This is a genomic window from Pseudomonas sp. S2_A10, from assembly GCF_054668465.1.
On the sequence record NZ_CP162773.1, the window covers coordinates 752,402 to 769,780 of the forward strand.

Annotated in this window: 12 protein-coding genes; 5 read left to right on the plus strand and 7 right to left on the minus strand. The window is 60.5% G+C overall.

From position 1 onward, the window contains the following. Nucleotides 1–70: 70 nt before the first annotated feature. Nucleotides 71–1,513 carry a PTS system trehalose-specific EIIBC component gene (gene treP, locus AB4N41_RS03360; protein WP_460138343.1) on the minus strand — a complete coding sequence of 481 codons (1,443 nt, stop codon included), beginning with the start codon at nucleotides 1,511–1,513 and terminating at the stop codon, nucleotides 71–73. A 235-nt stretch (nucleotides 1,514–1,748) separates the two neighbouring features. Here treP and treR point away from each other — a divergent pair, with 235 nt between their 5' ends. Further along, on the plus strand, nucleotides 1,749–2,453 hold the full coding sequence (treR, locus tag AB4N41_RS03365) for a trehalose operon repressor (protein ID WP_056790138.1): 705 nt from the start codon (nucleotides 1,749–1,751) through the stop codon (nucleotides 2,451–2,453). A gap of 100 nt (nucleotides 2,454–2,553) precedes the next feature. Next, the gene (locus AB4N41_RS03370) at nucleotides 2,554–5,682 is read left to right on the plus strand and encodes a membrane-targeted effector domain-containing toxin (RefSeq protein ID WP_460138344.1); all 3,129 of its coding nucleotides are present in this window, start codon (nucleotides 2,554–2,556) and stop codon (nucleotides 5,680–5,682) included. 77 nt (nucleotides 5,683–5,759) lie between these two features. Here AB4N41_RS03370 and guaA read toward each other — a convergent pair whose 3' ends face one another. From guaA to AB4N41_RS03390, 4 genes are all read right to left on the minus strand, one after another. Then, nucleotides 5,760–7,337, minus strand: a complete 1,578-nt coding sequence (gene guaA, locus AB4N41_RS03375; RefSeq protein ID WP_016773344.1) for a glutamine-hydrolyzing GMP synthase — start codon at nucleotides 7,335–7,337, stop codon at nucleotides 5,760–5,762. 80 nt (nucleotides 7,338–7,417) lie between these two features. Continuing rightward, nucleotides 7,418–8,887, minus strand: coding sequence for an IMP dehydrogenase (guaB, locus tag AB4N41_RS03380; RefSeq protein ID WP_016773343.1), 1,470 nt, complete (start codon nucleotides 8,885–8,887; stop codon nucleotides 7,418–7,420). 105 nt (nucleotides 8,888–8,992) lie between these two features. Next, a complete protein-coding gene (locus AB4N41_RS03385; RefSeq protein ID WP_041479923.1) occupies nucleotides 8,993–9,541 on the minus strand; it encodes a sugar ABC transporter ATPase in 549 nt (182 codons plus the stop codon). Nucleotides 9,542–9,704: 163 nt separating this feature from the next. Then, the gene (locus AB4N41_RS03390; RefSeq protein WP_252876850.1) at nucleotides 9,705–10,472 is read right to left on the minus strand and encodes a sulfite exporter TauE/SafE family protein; all 768 of its coding nucleotides are present in this window, start codon (nucleotides 10,470–10,472) and stop codon (nucleotides 9,705–9,707) included. A 219-nt stretch (nucleotides 10,473–10,691) separates the two neighbouring features. On the opposite strand from AB4N41_RS03390, the gene xseA reads away from it, so the two are divergent. The 3 genes from xseA (at nucleotide 10,692) to leuA (ending at nucleotide 15,039) form a co-directional block, all read left to right on the plus strand. Then, the gene (xseA, locus tag AB4N41_RS03395; protein ID WP_252876851.1) at nucleotides 10,692–12,071 is read left to right on the plus strand and encodes an exodeoxyribonuclease VII large subunit; all 1,380 of its coding nucleotides are present in this window, start codon (nucleotides 10,692–10,694) and stop codon (nucleotides 12,069–12,071) included. Between the two features lie 3 nt (nucleotides 12,072–12,074). After that, nucleotides 12,075–12,896: a peptidoglycan DD-metalloendopeptidase family protein gene (locus AB4N41_RS03400; protein WP_083353522.1), complete on the plus strand. Its 822-nt coding sequence runs from the start codon at nucleotides 12,075–12,077 to the stop codon at nucleotides 12,894–12,896. 463 nt (nucleotides 12,897–13,359) lie between these two features. Beyond that, complete coding sequence (gene leuA, locus AB4N41_RS03405; protein WP_016773339.1) at nucleotides 13,360–15,039, plus strand: 2-isopropylmalate synthase; 1,680 nt, start codon at nucleotides 13,360–13,362, stop codon at nucleotides 15,037–15,039. Nucleotides 15,040–15,216: 177 nt separating this feature from the next. Here leuA and AB4N41_RS03410 read toward each other — a convergent pair whose 3' ends face one another. Both AB4N41_RS03410 and AB4N41_RS03415 read right to left on the minus strand, forming a co-directional pair. Then, nucleotides 15,217–16,008, minus strand: coding sequence for an amidohydrolase (locus AB4N41_RS03410; protein ID WP_122507799.1), 792 nt, complete (start codon nucleotides 16,006–16,008; stop codon nucleotides 15,217–15,219). Continuing rightward, complete coding sequence (locus AB4N41_RS03415; RefSeq protein ID WP_252876852.1) at nucleotides 15,996–17,144, minus strand: pyridoxal phosphate-dependent aminotransferase; 1,149 nt, start codon at nucleotides 17,142–17,144, stop codon at nucleotides 15,996–15,998. Before AB4N41_RS03415 ends, AB4N41_RS03410 begins: the two co-directional genes overlap by 13 nt. Nucleotides 17,145–17,379: the final 235 nt, after the last annotated feature.

Here is a 17,379-nt window from a genome sequence, read left to right on the forward strand (position 1 = left end):
GCTGCGATCTTTCGATTTTGAAAGGCAAGATCAAAAGATCGCAGCCTCCGGCAGCTCCTACAGTTCAATTTCAGGCAACCCGGTAACCCGGGCGGACGATCTTCATGCTCAGCACGCAGGTCAGGGCAAACGGCACGAGCATGGCGATCAGCATCCCGATGACGAACATCGGGATGAACTGCGGAATGATCGAGATGAAACCGGGCAGGCCACCAACGCCAATGGCCGAGGCCTGGATCTTGTTCAGCGAGAGGAACATGCAGCCCAGCGCCGAACCGGCCAGCGCGGCGTAAAACGGGAATTTGTAGCGCAGGTTGACGCCGAACATCGCCGGCTCGGTGATGCCGAAATACGCAGAAATCGCCGAGGTAGAAGCCATGCTCTTGTCCCGCGCATTGCGCGTCATCCAGAACACCGCCAGGGCCGCACTGCCCTGCGCCAGATTGGACATGACAATCATCGGCCAGATGAAGGTGCCGCCCTGGCTGGAGATCAATTGCAGATCCACGGCGAGGAACATGTGGTGCATGCCGGTGATTACCAGCGGCGCATACAACAGGCCGAAAATCAGACCGCCCACCAGCGGCGCCAGATCGAACAGCATCACCAGCCCTTCGGTGATGTAGATGCCGATATGCCGGGTCACCGGGCCGATGATTGCCAGCGCCAGCACGCCAGTGACAACGATGGTGGTGATAGGCACCACCAGCAACTGCATGGCGTTGGGCACTCGCGCGCGCAGCCATTTTTCGATGACGCTCATCACGTACGCCGCCAGCAGGATCGGCAAGATCTGCCCCTGGTAGCCGACCTTTTCCACCTGGAACAGGCCGAGGATGTCGAAGTACGGCAGTTGCTGCCCATCCAGCCCGGCCACGGCCTTGCCGTAATTCCAGGCATTGAGCAGGTCCGGGTGTACCAGCATCAGACCGAGGACAATGCCGAGGATTTCGCTGCCGCCGAAACGCTTGGCCGCCGACCAGCCCACCAGCGCCGGCAGGAACACGAACGAGGTGTTGGCCATCAGGTTGATCAGACTCCACAACCCGTCGAGGTTGGGATAGGCATCCAGCAGGGTCTGGCCCTCGATGAACATGCCCTTGGCACCGAGCAGGTTGTTGATGCCCATCAACAGGCCGGCAATGATCAGCGCCGGCAGGATCGGCATGAACACATCGGAAAACACCCGCACCAGCCGCTGCATGGCGTTTATCTTCTCGGCGCTTTTCTGTTTAACGTCGGCGATGGTCGATGCCGCCAGGCCCGTCTGCTGGCGCAGTTCGGCATAAACCTTTTCAACATCACCCGGGCCGATGACCACTTGATACAAGCCGCCGGTGAAGAACGAACCCTTGACCAGATCGACGCCATTGAGCGCGGCCACATTCACCAGCGCGGGGTTCTTCAGCGCCAGGCGCAAACGTGTGACGCAATGCGCCGCCTGCTCGATGTTGTCGCTGCCACCGAGGCTTTCCAGCAGCTCCCGGGCGATGTTCGGATAGTCATGGCTCATGCTTGTTCTTCCGTCGTGGATTGTTGTTATTGGCAGCACGCCGAGAGGAAAAATACTCGTCTGTACGAGTTAATGCAACAACTCGTCTGTACGAGTTTGCATCCGTGGATGAACGTCAGAAAAACGCGGATTCTTCCTACTCTGACCTAAGATGTTTTCCTTCGTCCGCATGGACAAACCCCTACCCTGCCCTTAAGGTTCGGGGTTTTGAGCACCGTCGGCACAGAGTCCAGCCATGAGCAAATACAACCAGATCTACAGCGATTTGCTTGCCAGCATCACCACCCAGCGCCTGGAGCGCGGCGCCCGGCTGCCTTCCGAAACCGAACTGATGGACACCTATCAGGCCAGCCGTGGCACGGTACGCAAGGCCATCGACCAGCTGCAGGAACGCGGTTTCGCTCAGAAGATTCACGGCAAAGGCGCGTTCGTGCTGTCGACCAACCCGATCGAATTCCAGCTCGGCGGCATCGTCAGTTTTCAGGAGACCCACCCGCGACTGGGCAACGACGTCAGCACCGAAGTGGTCGAGATGTGTCAGGTGCCGCTTGAAGGTGCATTGCTTGAACATATCAATGCCGAGCCCGGCAGCCCGATCACCCGGATCAAACGGGTGCGGCGCATCGACGGCAAACGCGTTATCCTCGACATCAACCACTTCGTCAGCGAGGTGATTCCCGACCTGTCTGCAGACATCGCCGAACATTCGATCTACGCCCACATCGAACAGACCCTGCAACTGCAGATCGCCTACGCCCAGCGCACCATCGAAGCCGTGCCGTGCAGCAAGGACGACCACCACCATCTGGACCTCGACGGCCAGAGCCATGTCATCGTGGTCAGCAACCAGACCTTCCTGCAGGACGGCCGCCAGTTCGAGTACACCGAATCGCGGCATACGCTGGACAAGTTCTATTTTTCCGATGTGGCGCGGCGCTGAGGCATATCTTTCGATACGCAACACGCAATAGCCGAGTAACACCCTCCCCTTGAGCGCATGGGCCATCTTCTGCCTTTGTGTCTCAAGGATGAACACCCGAATGACCACTGCCGAACGTCGTCTGCTGCCAAACGCAGCGGACAAAACCGCCCTCAAAGCCATCGCCACTACCATTGTGCAGAACTGCCCAAGCTTGCTGGATGAGGCCCGGCTAGTCGCGATCGAACTGCTGACCGCCAAGGGCCTATCTGGCCTTGATCCCGACCAGGTTTATTTCCATCGTTTCAAAACGGCGCAAAGCAGCACGCTGACCTTTACCGGTTGGGAGCACTTGCTCGAAAAGCCTTATGAAACGCTCACCCTCACGCAACTGGTCGTCCATCGATTTCGCGCCACCGACCAAGACAACGCAGATTTGCTGGGCCTTTACTGCGGCTTCTACTCGGATGGCCCGGGCGCGGAGAATTTCAATCAGAGCAACGAAGTGCGACTGCTTGGCAGCGATGTGCTGAAGTCATTCTGGGCCGTTGATTTCAGCACGCGTTACAGCGGTCAATTGACCAAATTCTGGCAAACCTCGGCGGACGATTTCCGCGCCATGGCCAAGTGCAATTTTCTCAGTCAGGCGGTGCAGGCGCTGCAACAGGGGGACGTTGACGGCAATGACTTTCAACGCATCGTCACCTCGTTGATCGGCCCCGTTACCTGGCCGGTAACCCTGCAAATGCTCCGATCGACGTACCCGGTCGGCGCGCAGGTGCGCACGCTGGATCTGGACGGTCACGTCGCCACCAACGTGCTGCGTCTGGTCGAAGACAGTGGCCGACAGACCCTTTACCTGCCGGGACAGGCCCAGGCCTTTCGGCTGATGGACACTGCCGCGGATCTGCACTGGTGGCTGCTTGAGCAGATGAATTCAGAGCAGAAACGCTCTTTGTTTCTCAAGCACTTCTCGCTGGCTGACAGCAATCACATCACCGAGAACCTCACTGATCTGATGAACCGTTTGGTGAGCACCTGGGGCCACAGCGATCATCGGATGATCAACCGCAGCAACGTTGCGATCAGCGGTGACGCCTTCACGTGGTTAAGCGAGTCGACCCGCACGGGCATGGTTGCCGAGGCGCATCTGGTGCTCACGTCCAACAGTGACCTGCGCAAGAAACTCTGGACCGGCTATCTGAGCGCCGGGCTGAAAGTGTTCGGCCCGATGGCGGCCGTGGGCTGGCCTGCAGCTTTGCCGTTGATTGGGGCGGGCGTCGTCAACACGGGGCTGAACATCGATCAGGCGATCAACGGCATTACGGCGACCGAGCGTAGAGCCGGGGTTATCGGTGCGGTGCTCAGCGCGATCGAAACCGTATTCAATGTTCCGTTCCTGATTGGCACTGGCGCGCAGTTGGAAGTTGGGCCACAGGTCGAGTATGCCGAGGCTGAAGAGATGCGCGGGCTGATCGAACTTACTTCGGCTGACTCACGGTTATTGCCGCCTCTGGATCCCCCGCCCGTCAGGTCGTCCAACGAAACTGCCAGCGAATTGGCAAACGAAATCCCCGGCGAATCGACATTCGTCGACGTCACTGAGCCATTGATTACGCCTGCTCCGCGGCAAGGTTCGACTTTTGCGCAAGTACCGGCCAGCTATCGATGCAACGAGTTACTTGCGCAACACGCTGTAGAGGCGACGCCGGGGAAATACGAAGGCATCTACCGCCTCGACAAAGAACCCGGTCATGCCATCGAAATGGATGGCGCCGCCTATTACGTGCGCTACTTCGCCGACTCGCAGGACAGTGGCAACTGGGCAATCATCAATCCCGAGCGTCCCAATCAGTTCGCTTACTCGTTGCCGGTCCGCCTGGGAAGCGCCGGCAAGTGGGAGCGCATGCCAGCGCTGCGGCTGCGCGGAGGCGGTCAATGCGTGGGCAAGGCATGTTTGCCGGAGACTGATGTGAGCTCAACCGAGGCAACACCGTCGGTCGACCTGCCACGCGTCGAACCGCTTCCAGGCGTTCCGTGTCCGCTACGCCCGGTTACGAAGCTCAAGGGTATCTCAGAGACGGAAATACCCGGGATGAGAAGATGGGCAATGAACTTGCCCAACGCCTCCGCCGAGACCACAAGCGCCGGGCGCCGCTATCTGCTGGCGACCGACCGCTACGTGGCCCATTTCGGCGAACAACGCACGGCTCTGCTGAACGACGCCGAAGCATTCTACCGGGAGTTGAAATGGATCAACCTGCCCCAGCGCCCGGTCATTCCGCCCGTCAGTCCGCAGATGGAGATCAATGAGTTGATTGATCTCATCTTTGCCAGTACCGATGGACTGGCCGTCGGTGAAACCCTCGATCGCATCGCCAGCACGCGCTTCATGATCGAGAACATGCCAACGTTCGCGCGGCATATCAAAACGCTCTACGTGCGTGGGTTGCTGAGTGATTTCGCCCAGGATGACCTCAACCATTTCTACCTGTCGGGTGACATGTCAGAAGACCTCAGTACCTATTTGTCCAGCCTGGGCACTGACCCTGAGAACCGGTTCAACATGCTCGAATTGATCCGGGCTGCCCAAGCCAATGGCGTCCGGGTTCATGGACTGGATGCAGCAGAAACCTGCACGCTGAAAGTCCCGCTCACGTCGATCGAAGAGCAGATGATCAAGACCCGCCTGGCAACGCAGATCATGGAGCGTGACAAGCTGCTCAACAGACCCGGCAAGTGGGTGGCTCTGGTCGATGCCACGAATACCAATACCTTCAGAGATCTGGCAGGCATAAGCGAACTCCGGGGCGGCATCGGTTTGCGCATCGAAGAAGTCTGGCCCGACGAGGTGGCCGACCTCAGGATCGACCCGGGAGTGGAAGTCGCTCGCGGCCCGTTTTACAACGGGGCGACGACAAACAGCGCCTTCGACCCTCTGTTCGCTGACCTGCGATTGCAGGTCAAGGCCCCCGTGCCGCCATGGAATGATGCAACGCTGGAAAAGCTTCTGCCTCGCAATGGCATGTTCGTGATACGGAAAACAGAACCAAGCACATACACACTCGTGCGGCGCAACAGCGCCAGCAACATCGTGCAAACAAGGGTGCATTGCACCGCAGATGGCCGGTTTTATATCTGGGACCAGTCGATGCGCCGCATCACCGGCATGGTCTTCCGCGACATCGCCGCAGTAGCCGAGCGCCTGATCGAGCTCGGCATGACCCTGCAAAGTCGTTTACCCGCCTGATCAGTTATCAGGGCTCTGAAACGAAAAAACCCTTGGCTTCACGCCAAGGGTTTTTCGTTATTCGAACCGCAGCAGGATCATTCCCACTCAATCGTCGCCGGCGGCTTGCTCGACACGTCGTAAGTGACGCGCGAAATGCCTTCGATTTCATTGATGATGCGGCCGCTGACAGTTTCCAGCAGTTCGTAAGGCAGGTGTGCCCAACGCGCGGTCATGAAGTCGATGGTTTCCACGGCACGCAGGGCCACGACCCAGGCGTAACGACGGCCGTCACCGACCACGCCGACCGATTTCACTGGCTGGAAGACCACGAACGCCTGGCTGACCTTGTGGTACCAATCGGCCTTGCGCAGTTCTTCGATGAAGATGTGGTCGGCGCGACGCAGCAGGTCGGCGTATTCCTTCTTCACTTCACCAAGGATGCGCACGCCCAGGCCCGGGCCTGGGAACGGGTGACGGTAGACCATGTCGTACGGCAGGCCCAGTTCCAGGCCCAGACGACGGACTTCGTCCTTGAACAGTTCGCGCAGTGGCTCGACCAGTTTCAGGTTCATCTCTTCCGGCAGGCCGCCCACGTTGTGGTGCGACTTGATCACGTGGGCCTTGCCGCTTTTCGCGCCAGCCGACTCGATCACGTCCGGGTAGATGGTGCCCTGAGCCAGGTACTTGATGTTGTCCAGCTTGCAGGATTCGGCATCGAACACGTCGATGAAGGTACGGCCGATGATCTTGCGCTTCTTTTCCGGGTCGGCTTCGCCGGCCAGGTTGTTGAGGAACTGCTCCTCAGCGTTGGCGCGGATCACCTTGACGCCCATGTTCTCGGCGAACATGGCCATCACTTGCTCGCCTTCGTGCAGACGCAGCAAGCCGTTGTCGACGAAGACGCAGGTCAGCTGATCGCCGATGGCCTTGTGCAACAGCGCGGCAACCACCGAGGAGTCAACGCCGCCGGACAGACCCAGCAGCACGTTGTCGGTGCCGACCTGGGCGCGGATGTTGGCGATGGCGTCTTCAGCGATCTTCGACGGCGTCCACAGGGCTTCACAGCCGCAGATGTCGAGCACGAAGCGCGACAGGATGCGCCCGCCCTGCTTGGTGTGGGTCACTTCCGGGTGGAACTGCACGCCATAGTAAGCGCGGTCGTCGTTGAACATACCGGCGATCGGGCAGCTCGGGGTGCTGGCGAGGATGTGGAAGTCTTCCGGCATCTTCGTGACTTTGTCACCGTGGCTCATCCACACGTCGAGGCCGAACAGGCCGTCGGCATCGATGTGGTCTTCGATGCCGTCGAGCAGGCGGCTCTTGCCGACCACGTCAACGCGGGCGTAACCGAACTCACGCAGTTCGGAACCTTCAACCTTGCCGCCCAGTTGCTCGGCCATGGTCTGCATGCCGTAGCAGATGCCGAACACCGGAACGCCGAGGTCGAACACCGCCTGCGGGCAGCGCGGGCTGTTGGCTTCGTGCACGGACTCGGGGCCGCCGGCGAGGATGACGCCTTTAGGAGCGAATTCGCGGATCGCATCTTCGTCCATGTCGAACGGGTGCAGTTCGCAGTACACGCCGATCTCGCGCACGCGGCGGGCAATCAGCTGGGTGTATTGCGAACCGAAGTCGAGGATCAGGATGCGGTGAGCGTGAATGTCGAGGGCCATGACTCATTCTCATGTAGTGAATCAGAAACAACTCGGGGCTGAATGAACAGCCCCGGTGATTTAACGTTTTGCTGGAAGCCTCAACCTACGCGGTAGTTCGGCGCTTCCTTGGTGATCTGCACGTCGTGAACGTGGGACTCGGCCATGCCGGCACCGGTGATCCGCACGAACTCGGGCTTGGTACGCATTTCTTCGATGTTGGCGCTGCCGGTGTAACCCATCGAGGAACGCAGACCGCCCATCAACTGGTGAATGATCGCGCTCAGGGTGCCTTTGTACGGCACACGGCCTTCGATGCCTTCCGGAACCAGTTTCTCGGCGCCTGCCGAGGAGTCCTGGAAGTAACGGTCGGACGAACCTTGAGCCTGGGACATGGCGCCCAGCGAACCCATGCCGCGATAAGCCTTGTACGAACGGCCCTGGAACAGTTCGATCTCGCCCGGGGCCTCTTCGGTACCGGCGAACATCGAGCCCATCATCACGCAGGACGCACCGGCCACGATGGCCTTGGACAGGTCACCGGAGAAACGGATACCGCCGTCGGCGATCAACGGTACGCCAGTGCCTTCAAGGGCAGCGGCGACGTTGGCGATGGCACTGATTTGCGGTACGCCGACACCAGCGACGATACGGGTGGTGCAGATCGAGCCAGGGCCGATACCGACCTTGACTGCGTCGGCGCCCGCTTCGGCCAGGGCCTTGGCGGCAGCGCCGGTGGCGATGTTGCCGCCGATCACCTGCACTTCAGGGAAGTTCTCTTTGACCCAGCGTACGCGGTCGATCACGCCTTTGGAGTGACCGTGTGCGGTGTCGACCACCACCACGTCCACGCCGGCATTGACCAGTGCAGTCACGCGATCACCGGTGTCTTTACCGGTGCCGACCGCAGCGCCAACGCGCAGACGACCTTGATCGTCCTTGCTGGCCAGCGGGTAGGCCTTGGCTTTTTCGATGTCGTTGACGGTCATCATGCCTTTGAGGGCGAATTTGTCGTCGACGATCAGCACGCGCTCGATGCGGTGCTTGTGCAGCAGTTCGCGTACGTCGTTCTTGTCGGCGCCTTCCTTGACCGTGACCAGACGCTCTTTAGGCGTCATCACTTCGCGGACAGTGGCTTCCAGACGGTTTTCGAAACGTACGTCGCGGGAGGTGACGATGCCGACCAGGTCGCCATCGTGCAGGACCGGAACGCCGGAGATATTGTGCAGACGGGTCAGTTCGAACAGATCACGCACCGTGGCATCGGCCTCGATGGTGATGGGATCCTTGACCACACCGGCTTCGAACTTCTTGACCTTGCGCACTTCGGCAGCTTGCTGCTCGATGGTCATGTTCTTGTGGATAATGCCGATGCCACCTTCCTGAGCCATGGCGATTGCCAGACGGGCTTCAGTAACGGTGTCCATGGCGGCAGAAACCAGAGGAATATTCAGTTCGATGCCACGGGTAAGACGGGTCTTGAGACTGACTTCGTTGGGAAGTACCTCGGAATAACCGGGCACTAGGAGAATGTCGTCGAATGTCAGAGCTTCTTGGCTGATACGCAGCATCGCGGGGGCTCCCGAGCGGGAAAATGGAAGCGCGCCATTATAGTCAGACACCCCCTGCTGTTCAATGTAAAACTCAGCCTAATTGATAGATGGAAAAGCCCGGCCCTACAGCTCCACCTTGACCCAAGAGACAGGTTGATCGAGCCAATCGGCGAACTCGTCGATAAAGCTCTGCTTGAACCCCGCCTCCAGCCAATTGTTGAAAATGAAGCCGAGGTTGGAAAACGCGCATTCCTGCAGAAACAGGAAGCCGTTGATGTCGTCCTCATGCCCGCATTCGGGGCAGGTGAAATTGTCGGTGCGGCCTGGAAACCAGTCTTCAAGACTCTCGAACAGCGCCTCGCCCACTTCGCGGCGGCACTCGGCGCAACCAGCCTCCTCGAGAAAGCCTTTGGCCGGGGTGTAGATGCAGCGCTTGGTGACGATCTCCAGGCCATTGACCGGCTCGCCGAACGGCAGCGCTTGCGGGTGCAGCACCACGGCGCGAGCACCATCAGCGATGGCGTGGGCCATACGGTTGCCGGTGCGGCCGCAGGTGGTCAATTGTTCTTCGATGATGTTCTTGCGCACCAGCCAGCGCACGATCGCCCGCGCCCGGGGCTCGTGCACCGGCAGGGTGGAGATTTTCGGGACGATGATGCTTTGCGAGTTCATGGTGGAGCCTGCTGCCAGTATTTAAGATTTCCAATGTGGGAGCGAGCCTGCTCGCGAAAGCGCAGTGTCAGGCTGCATTTTTGTTGCTGACCCACCGCATTCGCGAGCAGGCTCGCTCCCACAAGGAACTGCGGCCGGCAGCTTAATCCCTGAAGAAATCCGGTCAAGTGCTGAAATAGCGCACCATCAACGCGATCCCGCTGGCCAGCACCAGCCAAGTCACCAGCCGCACAAACGCCTCACGGGACAACCTCATGGTCAGCCGCCGGCCGATCCACAAGCCCAGCGCCATGGCCGGCAACAGACACAGCGCCAGCATCAACAAGGGTAGCTCGGCATACACACCAGCGATAACAAACAGACTCAAGCGCACCACGGTGCTGCAACTGATCAACGCACTTTGCGTGGCCCGCGCCGCTTCCTTGGGCAGGCGGCTGTTCAGATAGATCGCGTAAAGAAAGCCGCCACTGCCAAACAACGCGCCGAACAACCCACCCACCGTGCCCATCGGCACCGCCCACGCCGCTGACAACTGCGCGGGCCGCGCTTTGACCCACAGGCTGTAAACCGCATAGGCACTGATAAACAGCCCCATCAACAACAGCAACAGATCGGATTTCAGATTCAGCAGGAAGATCACCCCCAACGTGCAGCCGATCGCCATGCACGGCAGCAGCCTGAGCAATTCCGGCTTGGCGACGTCGCGCCGCGAGGGCAGCAGATTGCCGAATGCCGCGACGAAATCCAGCAGCACCAGCAGCGGCACGATTTTCGACAGTGGCATGAACAGGATCAGCATCGGCCCCGCGACCAGCGCCGTGCCGAAACCGGCGATGCCGAAGACGATGTAGGCCAGGGCAATGGCCAACCCCATGACCGCCCAACCGCCAGCGCCCCACGACCACGCCCCCAACAGCTCCATCATGCTCATCGTCCGCATCCTTTATAAGACCGCGCTGACTGTAGCCAGTAGCGGGCAGCACGACCAGATATCAAATTGATCCCATGTGGGAGCGAGCCTGCTCGCGAAGGCGGAGTGTCATTCCCGTTGTTGTCCGCTGACACAATGCTTTCGCGAGCAGGCTCGCTCCCACAGGGTTTTGTGCGGCGTCATGGTGATTGGCGGGCAAATGCCTTTAAACTGCGCCCCATGATTAAAGATCCCTTTGCAAGACTTGGCCTGGACCGTGAAGTCCTGACCGTCAGCCAGCTCAACGGCCGTGCGCGGGTGTTGCTTGAAGACGTGTTCAGCAACATCTGGGTCGAAGGCGAAATCTCCAACCTCGCGCGCCCGGCGTCCGGCCACGTCTATTTCACCCTCAAGGACAGCGGCGCGCAGGTGCGTTGCGCGCTGTTCCGGCAGAACGCCGCGCGGGTGCGTCAGGCGTTGAAGGATGGTCTGGCGGTCAAGGTGCGCGGCAAGGTTTCGCTGTTCGAAGGCCGTGGCGACTATCAGCTGATCCTCGACACCGTGGAGCCGGCCGGTGACGGCGCGCTGCGTCTGGCCTTCGATGCGCTGAAGGAAAAGCTCAGCGCCGAAGGCCTGTTCAGTGCCGAACGCAAAGTGCCGCTGCCAGCCCATCCACAGCGCATCGGCATCATCAGCTCGCCGACCGGCGCGGTGATTCGCGACATCATCAGCGTATTCAGCCGCCGTGCGCCGCAAGTCCAACTGACCCTGATTCCAACCGCTGTGCAGGGCCGCGAGGCCACCGCGCAGATTGTCCGCGCGCTGAAAATGGCCGATGCCCGTGGCTTCGACGCGCTGATCCTCGCCCGTGGCGGCGGCTCGCTGGAAGACCTCTGGTGCTTCAACGAGGAAGCGGTGGCGCGCGCGGTCGATGCCTGTGTCACGCCGATCGTCAGCGCCGTCGGCCATGAAACCGATGTTTCGATCAGCGATTTTGTCGCCGACGTCCGCGCACCGACGCCCTCGGCCGCCGCCGAACTGCTCGCTCCGGATTCCAGCCATCTGATCCGTCAGGTCGAAAGCCTGCACCGGCGTCTGGTGATGCGCATGCGTGACCGCTTGATGCGTGATCGCCTGCGTCTGGAAGGCATGGCCCGACGGCTGCGGCATCCCGGCGAACGTCTGCGTCAGCAGGCTCAGCGTCTCGATGATCTGGACATGCGCATGCGCCGCGCTTTCGAGCGCAGCCTCAATACGCGTCGAGAACGCCTGATCCGTCTGGAAACCCGTCTCGCCGGGCAACATCCGGGACGCCAATTGGCGATGCTTCGTCAGCGCCTCGACAGCCTCGCCGAACGTTTGCCCCGAGCCATGCGCGATGGTCTGAAACAGCGTCGTCAGCTATTGCACAGTCAGATGCAGACCCTGCATGTGGTCAGTCCATTGGCGACCCTCGGTCGCGGTTACAGCATCCTGCTCGACGAGCGTGGCCACGCGATCCGCAACGCTGCGCAGACCCACACCGGCCAGCGCCTGAAAGCCAAACTCGGCGAAGGCGAACTGCAAGTGCGCGTCGAGGACAATCACCTGACGCCCGTCACCCTCTCTTTACTGGACTGATCCATGCCGCGTTTTCTCGCTCCGCTGCTGTTGCTCTGCCTGACCTTCAACGCCCACGCCGACAGTTACATCACTCGGCTGCTGAACAAACCGGTGCCGGGCGGCGTCGCCGTGGTGGATCTGGGCACCGCCGCGCAGGCGCCGAAAGCCACCTATCAAGGCAAACCGGTGCTGGTGGTCAAAGAGCAGAACAACTGGCTGGCGATCGTCGGCGTGCCGCTGACGGTCAAGCCTGGCGCGCAGCAGATCAGCAGTGGCGGGCGTAACCTGCCGTTTACCGTGGGCAGCAAGAAATACCCGGAACAGCACATCACCCTGAAGAACAAACAGCAGGTCAATCCGAACGCCGACAACCTCAAGCGCATTGAAGGCGAACTGGCGGAACAGATCGCGGCTTATCGCAGTTTCAGCCCGAACACGCCGAGCAATCTGCTGCTGGACAAACCGGTCAACGGGCCGCTGTCGAGCAAGTTCGGTGTGCGTCGTTTCTTCAACGGCGAAGAGCGCAATCCTCACGCCGGCCTCGATTTCGCAGTGCCGGCGGGCACGCCAATCAAGACCCCGGCGGCGGGCAAGGTGATTCTGATCGGCAATTACTTCTTCAACGGCAACACGGTGTTTGTTGACCACGGCCAAGGCTTTATCAGCATGTTCTGCCACATGTCGAAGATCGACGTGAAAAACGGCCAGCAACTGGCCCGTGGCGCGGTGGTGGGCAAGGTCGGCGCGACCGGCCGCGCGACCGGGCCGCATATGCACTGGAACGTCAGCCTGAATGACGCGCGGGTGGATCCGGCGATTTTCATTGGGGCTTTCCAACCTTGAATATGGGTTGAGGCGACCGGCCTCTTCGCGAGCAGGCTCGCTCCCACACTGGATCTTATTCACAACAAAGATCCCCTGTGGGAGCGAGCCTGCTGGCGAAGGCGGCCTATAAAACACCGCCATACTCAATGATTCTCAAAAAACTCAATTGCGCCCCAATCTAGCCTTACGCAAACATCAATAACTTCCACGGCCTTAGGCGCAATAAATTCCTGCAAAATCCCGCTTTTCGGGTATTCCTCTCAATTTTTTTCGACTGCTTGCCATCCTTTCCCCTCGCGGTTAGGGTTGAAGCCATGAAAACCTCTCACACCCTCATTCAGCTTCGCCAGCACCGCAGCCTGTGCCTCGTCAGCGCACGACTGCCAGGCTGAATCGCTGCGCCTCGTCCCACGCTTTTCCAAGAACATTCGTTCAACCGGCAGGCCGCCTCTTTTCGGCCCAGACAACAAGGAATTTCCCGATGAGCATGCTCAAAGACCCGTCTTCGAAATACCGCGCGTTTCCCGTCATCAACCTGCCGGATCGTACCTGGCCGTCGAAGACCATCGACGCCGCGCCGATCTGGTGCAGCTCCGACCTGCGTGACGGCAACCAGTCGCTGATCGAGCCAATGGACGCGGCGAAGAAGCTGCGCTTCTGGAAAACCTTGGTGCAGGTCGGCGTGAAGGAGATCGAAGCGTCGTTCCCGGCCGCGTCGCAAACCGACTTCGACTTCGTGCGCACGCTGATCGAAGAAGGCCACATCCCGGACGACACCACCATTCAGGTACTGACCCAGGGCCGTGAAGACCTGATCGAGCGCACCTTCGAATCCCTGCGCGGGGCGAAGAAAGCCATCGTTCACCTGTACAACGCCACCTCGCCTTCTTTCCGTCGCATCGTCTTCAACCAGGACAAGGACGGTATCAAGGCCATCGCCGTCAACGCTGCCAAGCTGTTCGTCAAATACGCAGCCATGCAGCCGGAAACCGAGTGGACCTTCGAATACTCGCCGGAAACCTTCAGCGCTACCGAGCTGGAATTCGCCAAGGAAGTCTGCGACGCCGTGATCGAGGTGTGGAACCCGACGCCTGAGCACAAGATGATCCTCAACCTGCCGGCCACGGTTGAATGCGCGACGCCGAACGTCTACGCCGACCAGATCGAATGGTTCGGCCGCAACATCAATCGTCGTGACAGCGTGATCATCAGCCTGCACACCCACAACGACCGTGGCACCGGCGTCGCCGCCACCGAGCTGGGCCTGATGGCCGGCGCCGACCGCGTCGAAGGCTGCCTGTTCGGCAACGGCGAGCGCACCGGCAACGTCGACCTCGTCACCGTCGCGCTGAACATGTACACCCAGGGCGTCGACCCTGAGCTGGACTTCTCCGACATCGACGGCGTGCGCAAGGTCGTCGAAGAGTGCAACCAGATCCAGGTGCACCCGCGTCATCCGTACGTTGGCGACCTGGTTCACACCGCGTTCTCCGGCTCGCACCAGGACGCAATCCGCAAGGGCTTCGCCCAGCAGAAACCGGACACCCTGTGGGAAGTGCCGTACCTGCCGATCGACCCGGCCGACATCGGTCGCAGCTACGAGGCGGTGATCCGCGTCAACAGCCAGTCGGGCAAGGGCGGCATCGCTTACTTGCTGGAGCAGGAATACGGCATCAGCCTGCCACGGCGCATGCAGATCGAGTTCAGCCAGGTCGTGCAGCGTGAGACCGACCGTTTGGGCCTGGAGATGACGGCCAAGCAGATTCACTCGCTGTTGATCAGCGAATACCTGCAGGCCAACACTCCGTATGCGCTCGTCAGCCATCGTCTGCAGGAAGAAAACGGCAACAGCGCCGTCGAAGTGGAAGTGGCCAGCAAAGGTCAGGGCGAAACCAACCTGCACTGGCGCGGCAAGGGCAACGGCGCGCTGGAAGCGCTGGTCGCCGGCCTGCCGATTCCGGTGGAAATCATGGACTACAACGAACACGCGATCGGCGCAGGCACCAATGCCAAAGCGGCGGCCTATATCGAATTGCGGGTGAACGGTGAACGTGCGGTGCACGGCGTGGGTATCGATGAAAACATCACCACGGCGAGTTTCAAGGCACTGTTCAGCGCGCTGAACCGCTCGCTGAGCCAGCCAGAGGCGAAAGCGGCGTAATCCGACCACTGAAATGCGAAAGGCCCCGGAGTGTGAGCTCCGGGGCCTTTTTTTGCCTTCAGGTTTCTGGCTGACTTTTATGGCCCCTTCGCGAGCAGGCTCGCTCCCACATTTGGAATGCATTTCCCTGTGGGAGCGAGCCTGCTCGCGAAGGCGTCCTGACAGGCGCTGGGAGTATCAGGTGAACTCGAAAGTGTCGGCATCAAGATTCGCCGGAAAGCGCTCGCGATACGCCGCCAACGGCGCCGCTTCCACAATCACCTTGAACACGCCATCCGCCTCCCCCGCCGCCAGCAACGTCTCGCCCTGGAAATCCAGCACCTGACTGTCGCCGGTATACGCGAAGCCTTTGCCATCGCTGCCCACCCGATTTACCGCTGCCACGTAGCAGAGATTTTCAATCGCTCGTGCCGGCAGCAGGCGGTTCCAGTGCAGACGCCGTGCGCCCGGCCAGTTGGCGGTGTACAGCAGCAGATCGGTGTCCTGCGCGTCGCGGCTCCACACCGGGAAACGCAGGTCGTAGCAGATCAGCGGACGAATCCGCCAGCCCTTGAGCTCGAACTGCACCTGACGCTCGCCCGGCGTGTAATGGTTGTGCTCGCCGGCCATACGAAACAGGTGACGCTTGTCGTAATGCAGCACTTCGCCGTCCGGCCGCGCCCACAGCAGGCGGTTGCGATGGCTGCCGTCAGCCGCCTGGATGATCACGCTGCCAGTGATGACCGCATCGAACTTGGCCGCCTGCGCCCGCAGCCATTTGCTGGTCGGGCCGTTTTCGGCTTCGGCGAGGGTTTCCGATTCCATCGAGAATCCGGTGGTGAACATCTCCGGCAGGATGATCAGATCGGCGCCCCGGGCCTGCTCCAGCAGCAGCTCGAAATGCTCGAGGTTGGCCTGGCGGTCGTGCCAGGCCAGGCTGGTCTGGATCAACGCCAGAGTCAGGTCTGGCAATGCACTCAGATCACGCATAGTTTCGCCGCCGCTTCACGCAGCGTCTCCTCGCGTTTGGCAAAGCACAGGCGTATCAGGCGCTGGCCTTGCGGTGGATTCTGGTAGAACACCGACACCGGAATGCTCGCGACACCGTGCTCGCGAGTCATCCACATGGCCATGTCGACATCATTGAGATCCGGGCGGATCTGCGAATAATCGACCAATTGGAAATAGGTGCCGGTGACTCGGGTAAAACTGAAGCGCGACGGCGCGAGCAGATCGCAGAACAGATCGCGCTTGGCCTGATAGAAACCCGGCAGCTCTTCAACGTGCTCCGGGTGCTCGGCCATGTAATCGGCCAGCGCGTATTGCAGCGGTGTGACGCCACAGAAGCTCACGTACTGATGCACCTTGCGCAGTTCGGCTGTCAGGGCTGGCGGGGCGACGACATAGCCGGTTTTCCAGCCGGTGACGTGGTACGTCTTGCCGAACGAGCTGACCACGAAGGCGCGCTGATACAGCTCTTCATGGGCCAGCACGCTGACATGCGGCACGCCGTCGAAGACCAGGTGTTCGTAGACTTCGTCGCTGATCAGATAGATGTCGCGATCACGGATCAACGCCGCCAGTTGATCGAGCTCGGCGCGGCTGATCAATGCGCCGCTGGGGTTGTGCGGGGTGTTGATGACGATCATTTTCGTGCGCGGGCTCAGGGCCGCGGCGAGCTGGTCGAAATCGATGGTGAAATCGTCCGGGTTCAGTTGCACATGCACGCAACGGCCACCCGCCAGCTCCGTTGCCGGTGCGTAGCTGTCGTAGCACGGATCGAAGACGATGACTTCATCGCCGCTGTGAATCACTGCCTGAATCGCGCAGAAGATTGCCTGAGTCGCACCGGGCGTTACCGTCACTTCATGATCGGCATCGACAGTCACGCCGTAGCTGCGCGCGATCTTGGCCGCGATCTGCTGACGCAACGCCGGCAAACCGGTCATCGGCGAATACTGGTTATGGCCACTGGCGATATGCCGCCCGACCGCATCACGCAACGACTGCGGGCCGTCGAAATCCGGGAAACCCTGGGACAGGTTGATCGCGCCGGTCTGCGCCGCGAGCTGAGACATCTGCGTGAAAATAGTGATGCCGACATTCGGCAGCTTGCTGGTGATCATCGGGGGTTCTCTGCTCAACACCCGGCTCTGACGACGGCGCGGGAGAGCCCGAGGATAGCCCATCCGGCGCCCATAAAAAAAGGGCGCCAAACGGCGCCCTTCTCTCATTGAACAAACCCAATCCTGTGGCGAGGGGATTTATCCCCGTTCCGGCTGCGAAGCAGTCGCAAACCCGTTGAATGCGGTTTGACTGATACACCGCGGACACAGGTTTTGGGGCTGCTGCGCAGCCCAT

Coding starts and splice junctions, on each gene's coding strand:
- treP (WP_460138343.1), bottom strand. CDS start 1,513: ATGAGCCATGACTATCCGAACATCGCCCGGGAGCTGCTGGAAAGCCTC.
- treR (WP_056790138.1), top strand. CDS start 1,749: ATGAGCAAATACAACCAGATCTACAGCGATTTGCTTGCCAGCATCACC.
- AB4N41_RS03370 (WP_460138344.1), top strand. CDS start 2,554: ATGACCACTGCCGAACGTCGTCTGCTGCCAAACGCAGCGGACAAAACC.
- guaA (WP_016773344.1), bottom strand. CDS start 7,337: ATGGCCCTCGACATTCACGCTCACCGCATCCTGATCCTCGACTTCGGT.
- guaB (WP_016773343.1), bottom strand. CDS start 8,887: ATGCTGCGTATCAGCCAAGAAGCTCTGACATTCGACGACATTCTCCTA.
- AB4N41_RS03385 (WP_041479923.1), bottom strand. CDS start 9,541: ATGAACTCGCAAAGCATCATCGTCCCGAAAATCTCCACCCTGCCGGTG.
- AB4N41_RS03390 (WP_252876850.1), bottom strand. CDS start 10,472: ATGAGCATGATGGAGCTGTTGGGGGCGTGGTCGTGGGGCGCTGGCGGT.
- xseA (WP_252876851.1), top strand. CDS start 10,692: ATGATTAAAGATCCCTTTGCAAGACTTGGCCTGGACCGTGAAGTCCTG.
- AB4N41_RS03400 (WP_083353522.1), top strand. CDS start 12,075: ATGCCGCGTTTTCTCGCTCCGCTGCTGTTGCTCTGCCTGACCTTCAAC.
- leuA (WP_016773339.1), top strand. CDS start 13,360: ATGAGCATGCTCAAAGACCCGTCTTCGAAATACCGCGCGTTTCCCGTC.
- AB4N41_RS03410 (WP_122507799.1), bottom strand. CDS start 16,008: ATGCGTGATCTGAGTGCATTGCCAGACCTGACTCTGGCGTTGATCCAG.
- AB4N41_RS03415 (WP_252876852.1), bottom strand. CDS start 17,144: ATGATCACCAGCAAGCTGCCGAATGTCGGCATCACTATTTTCACGCAG.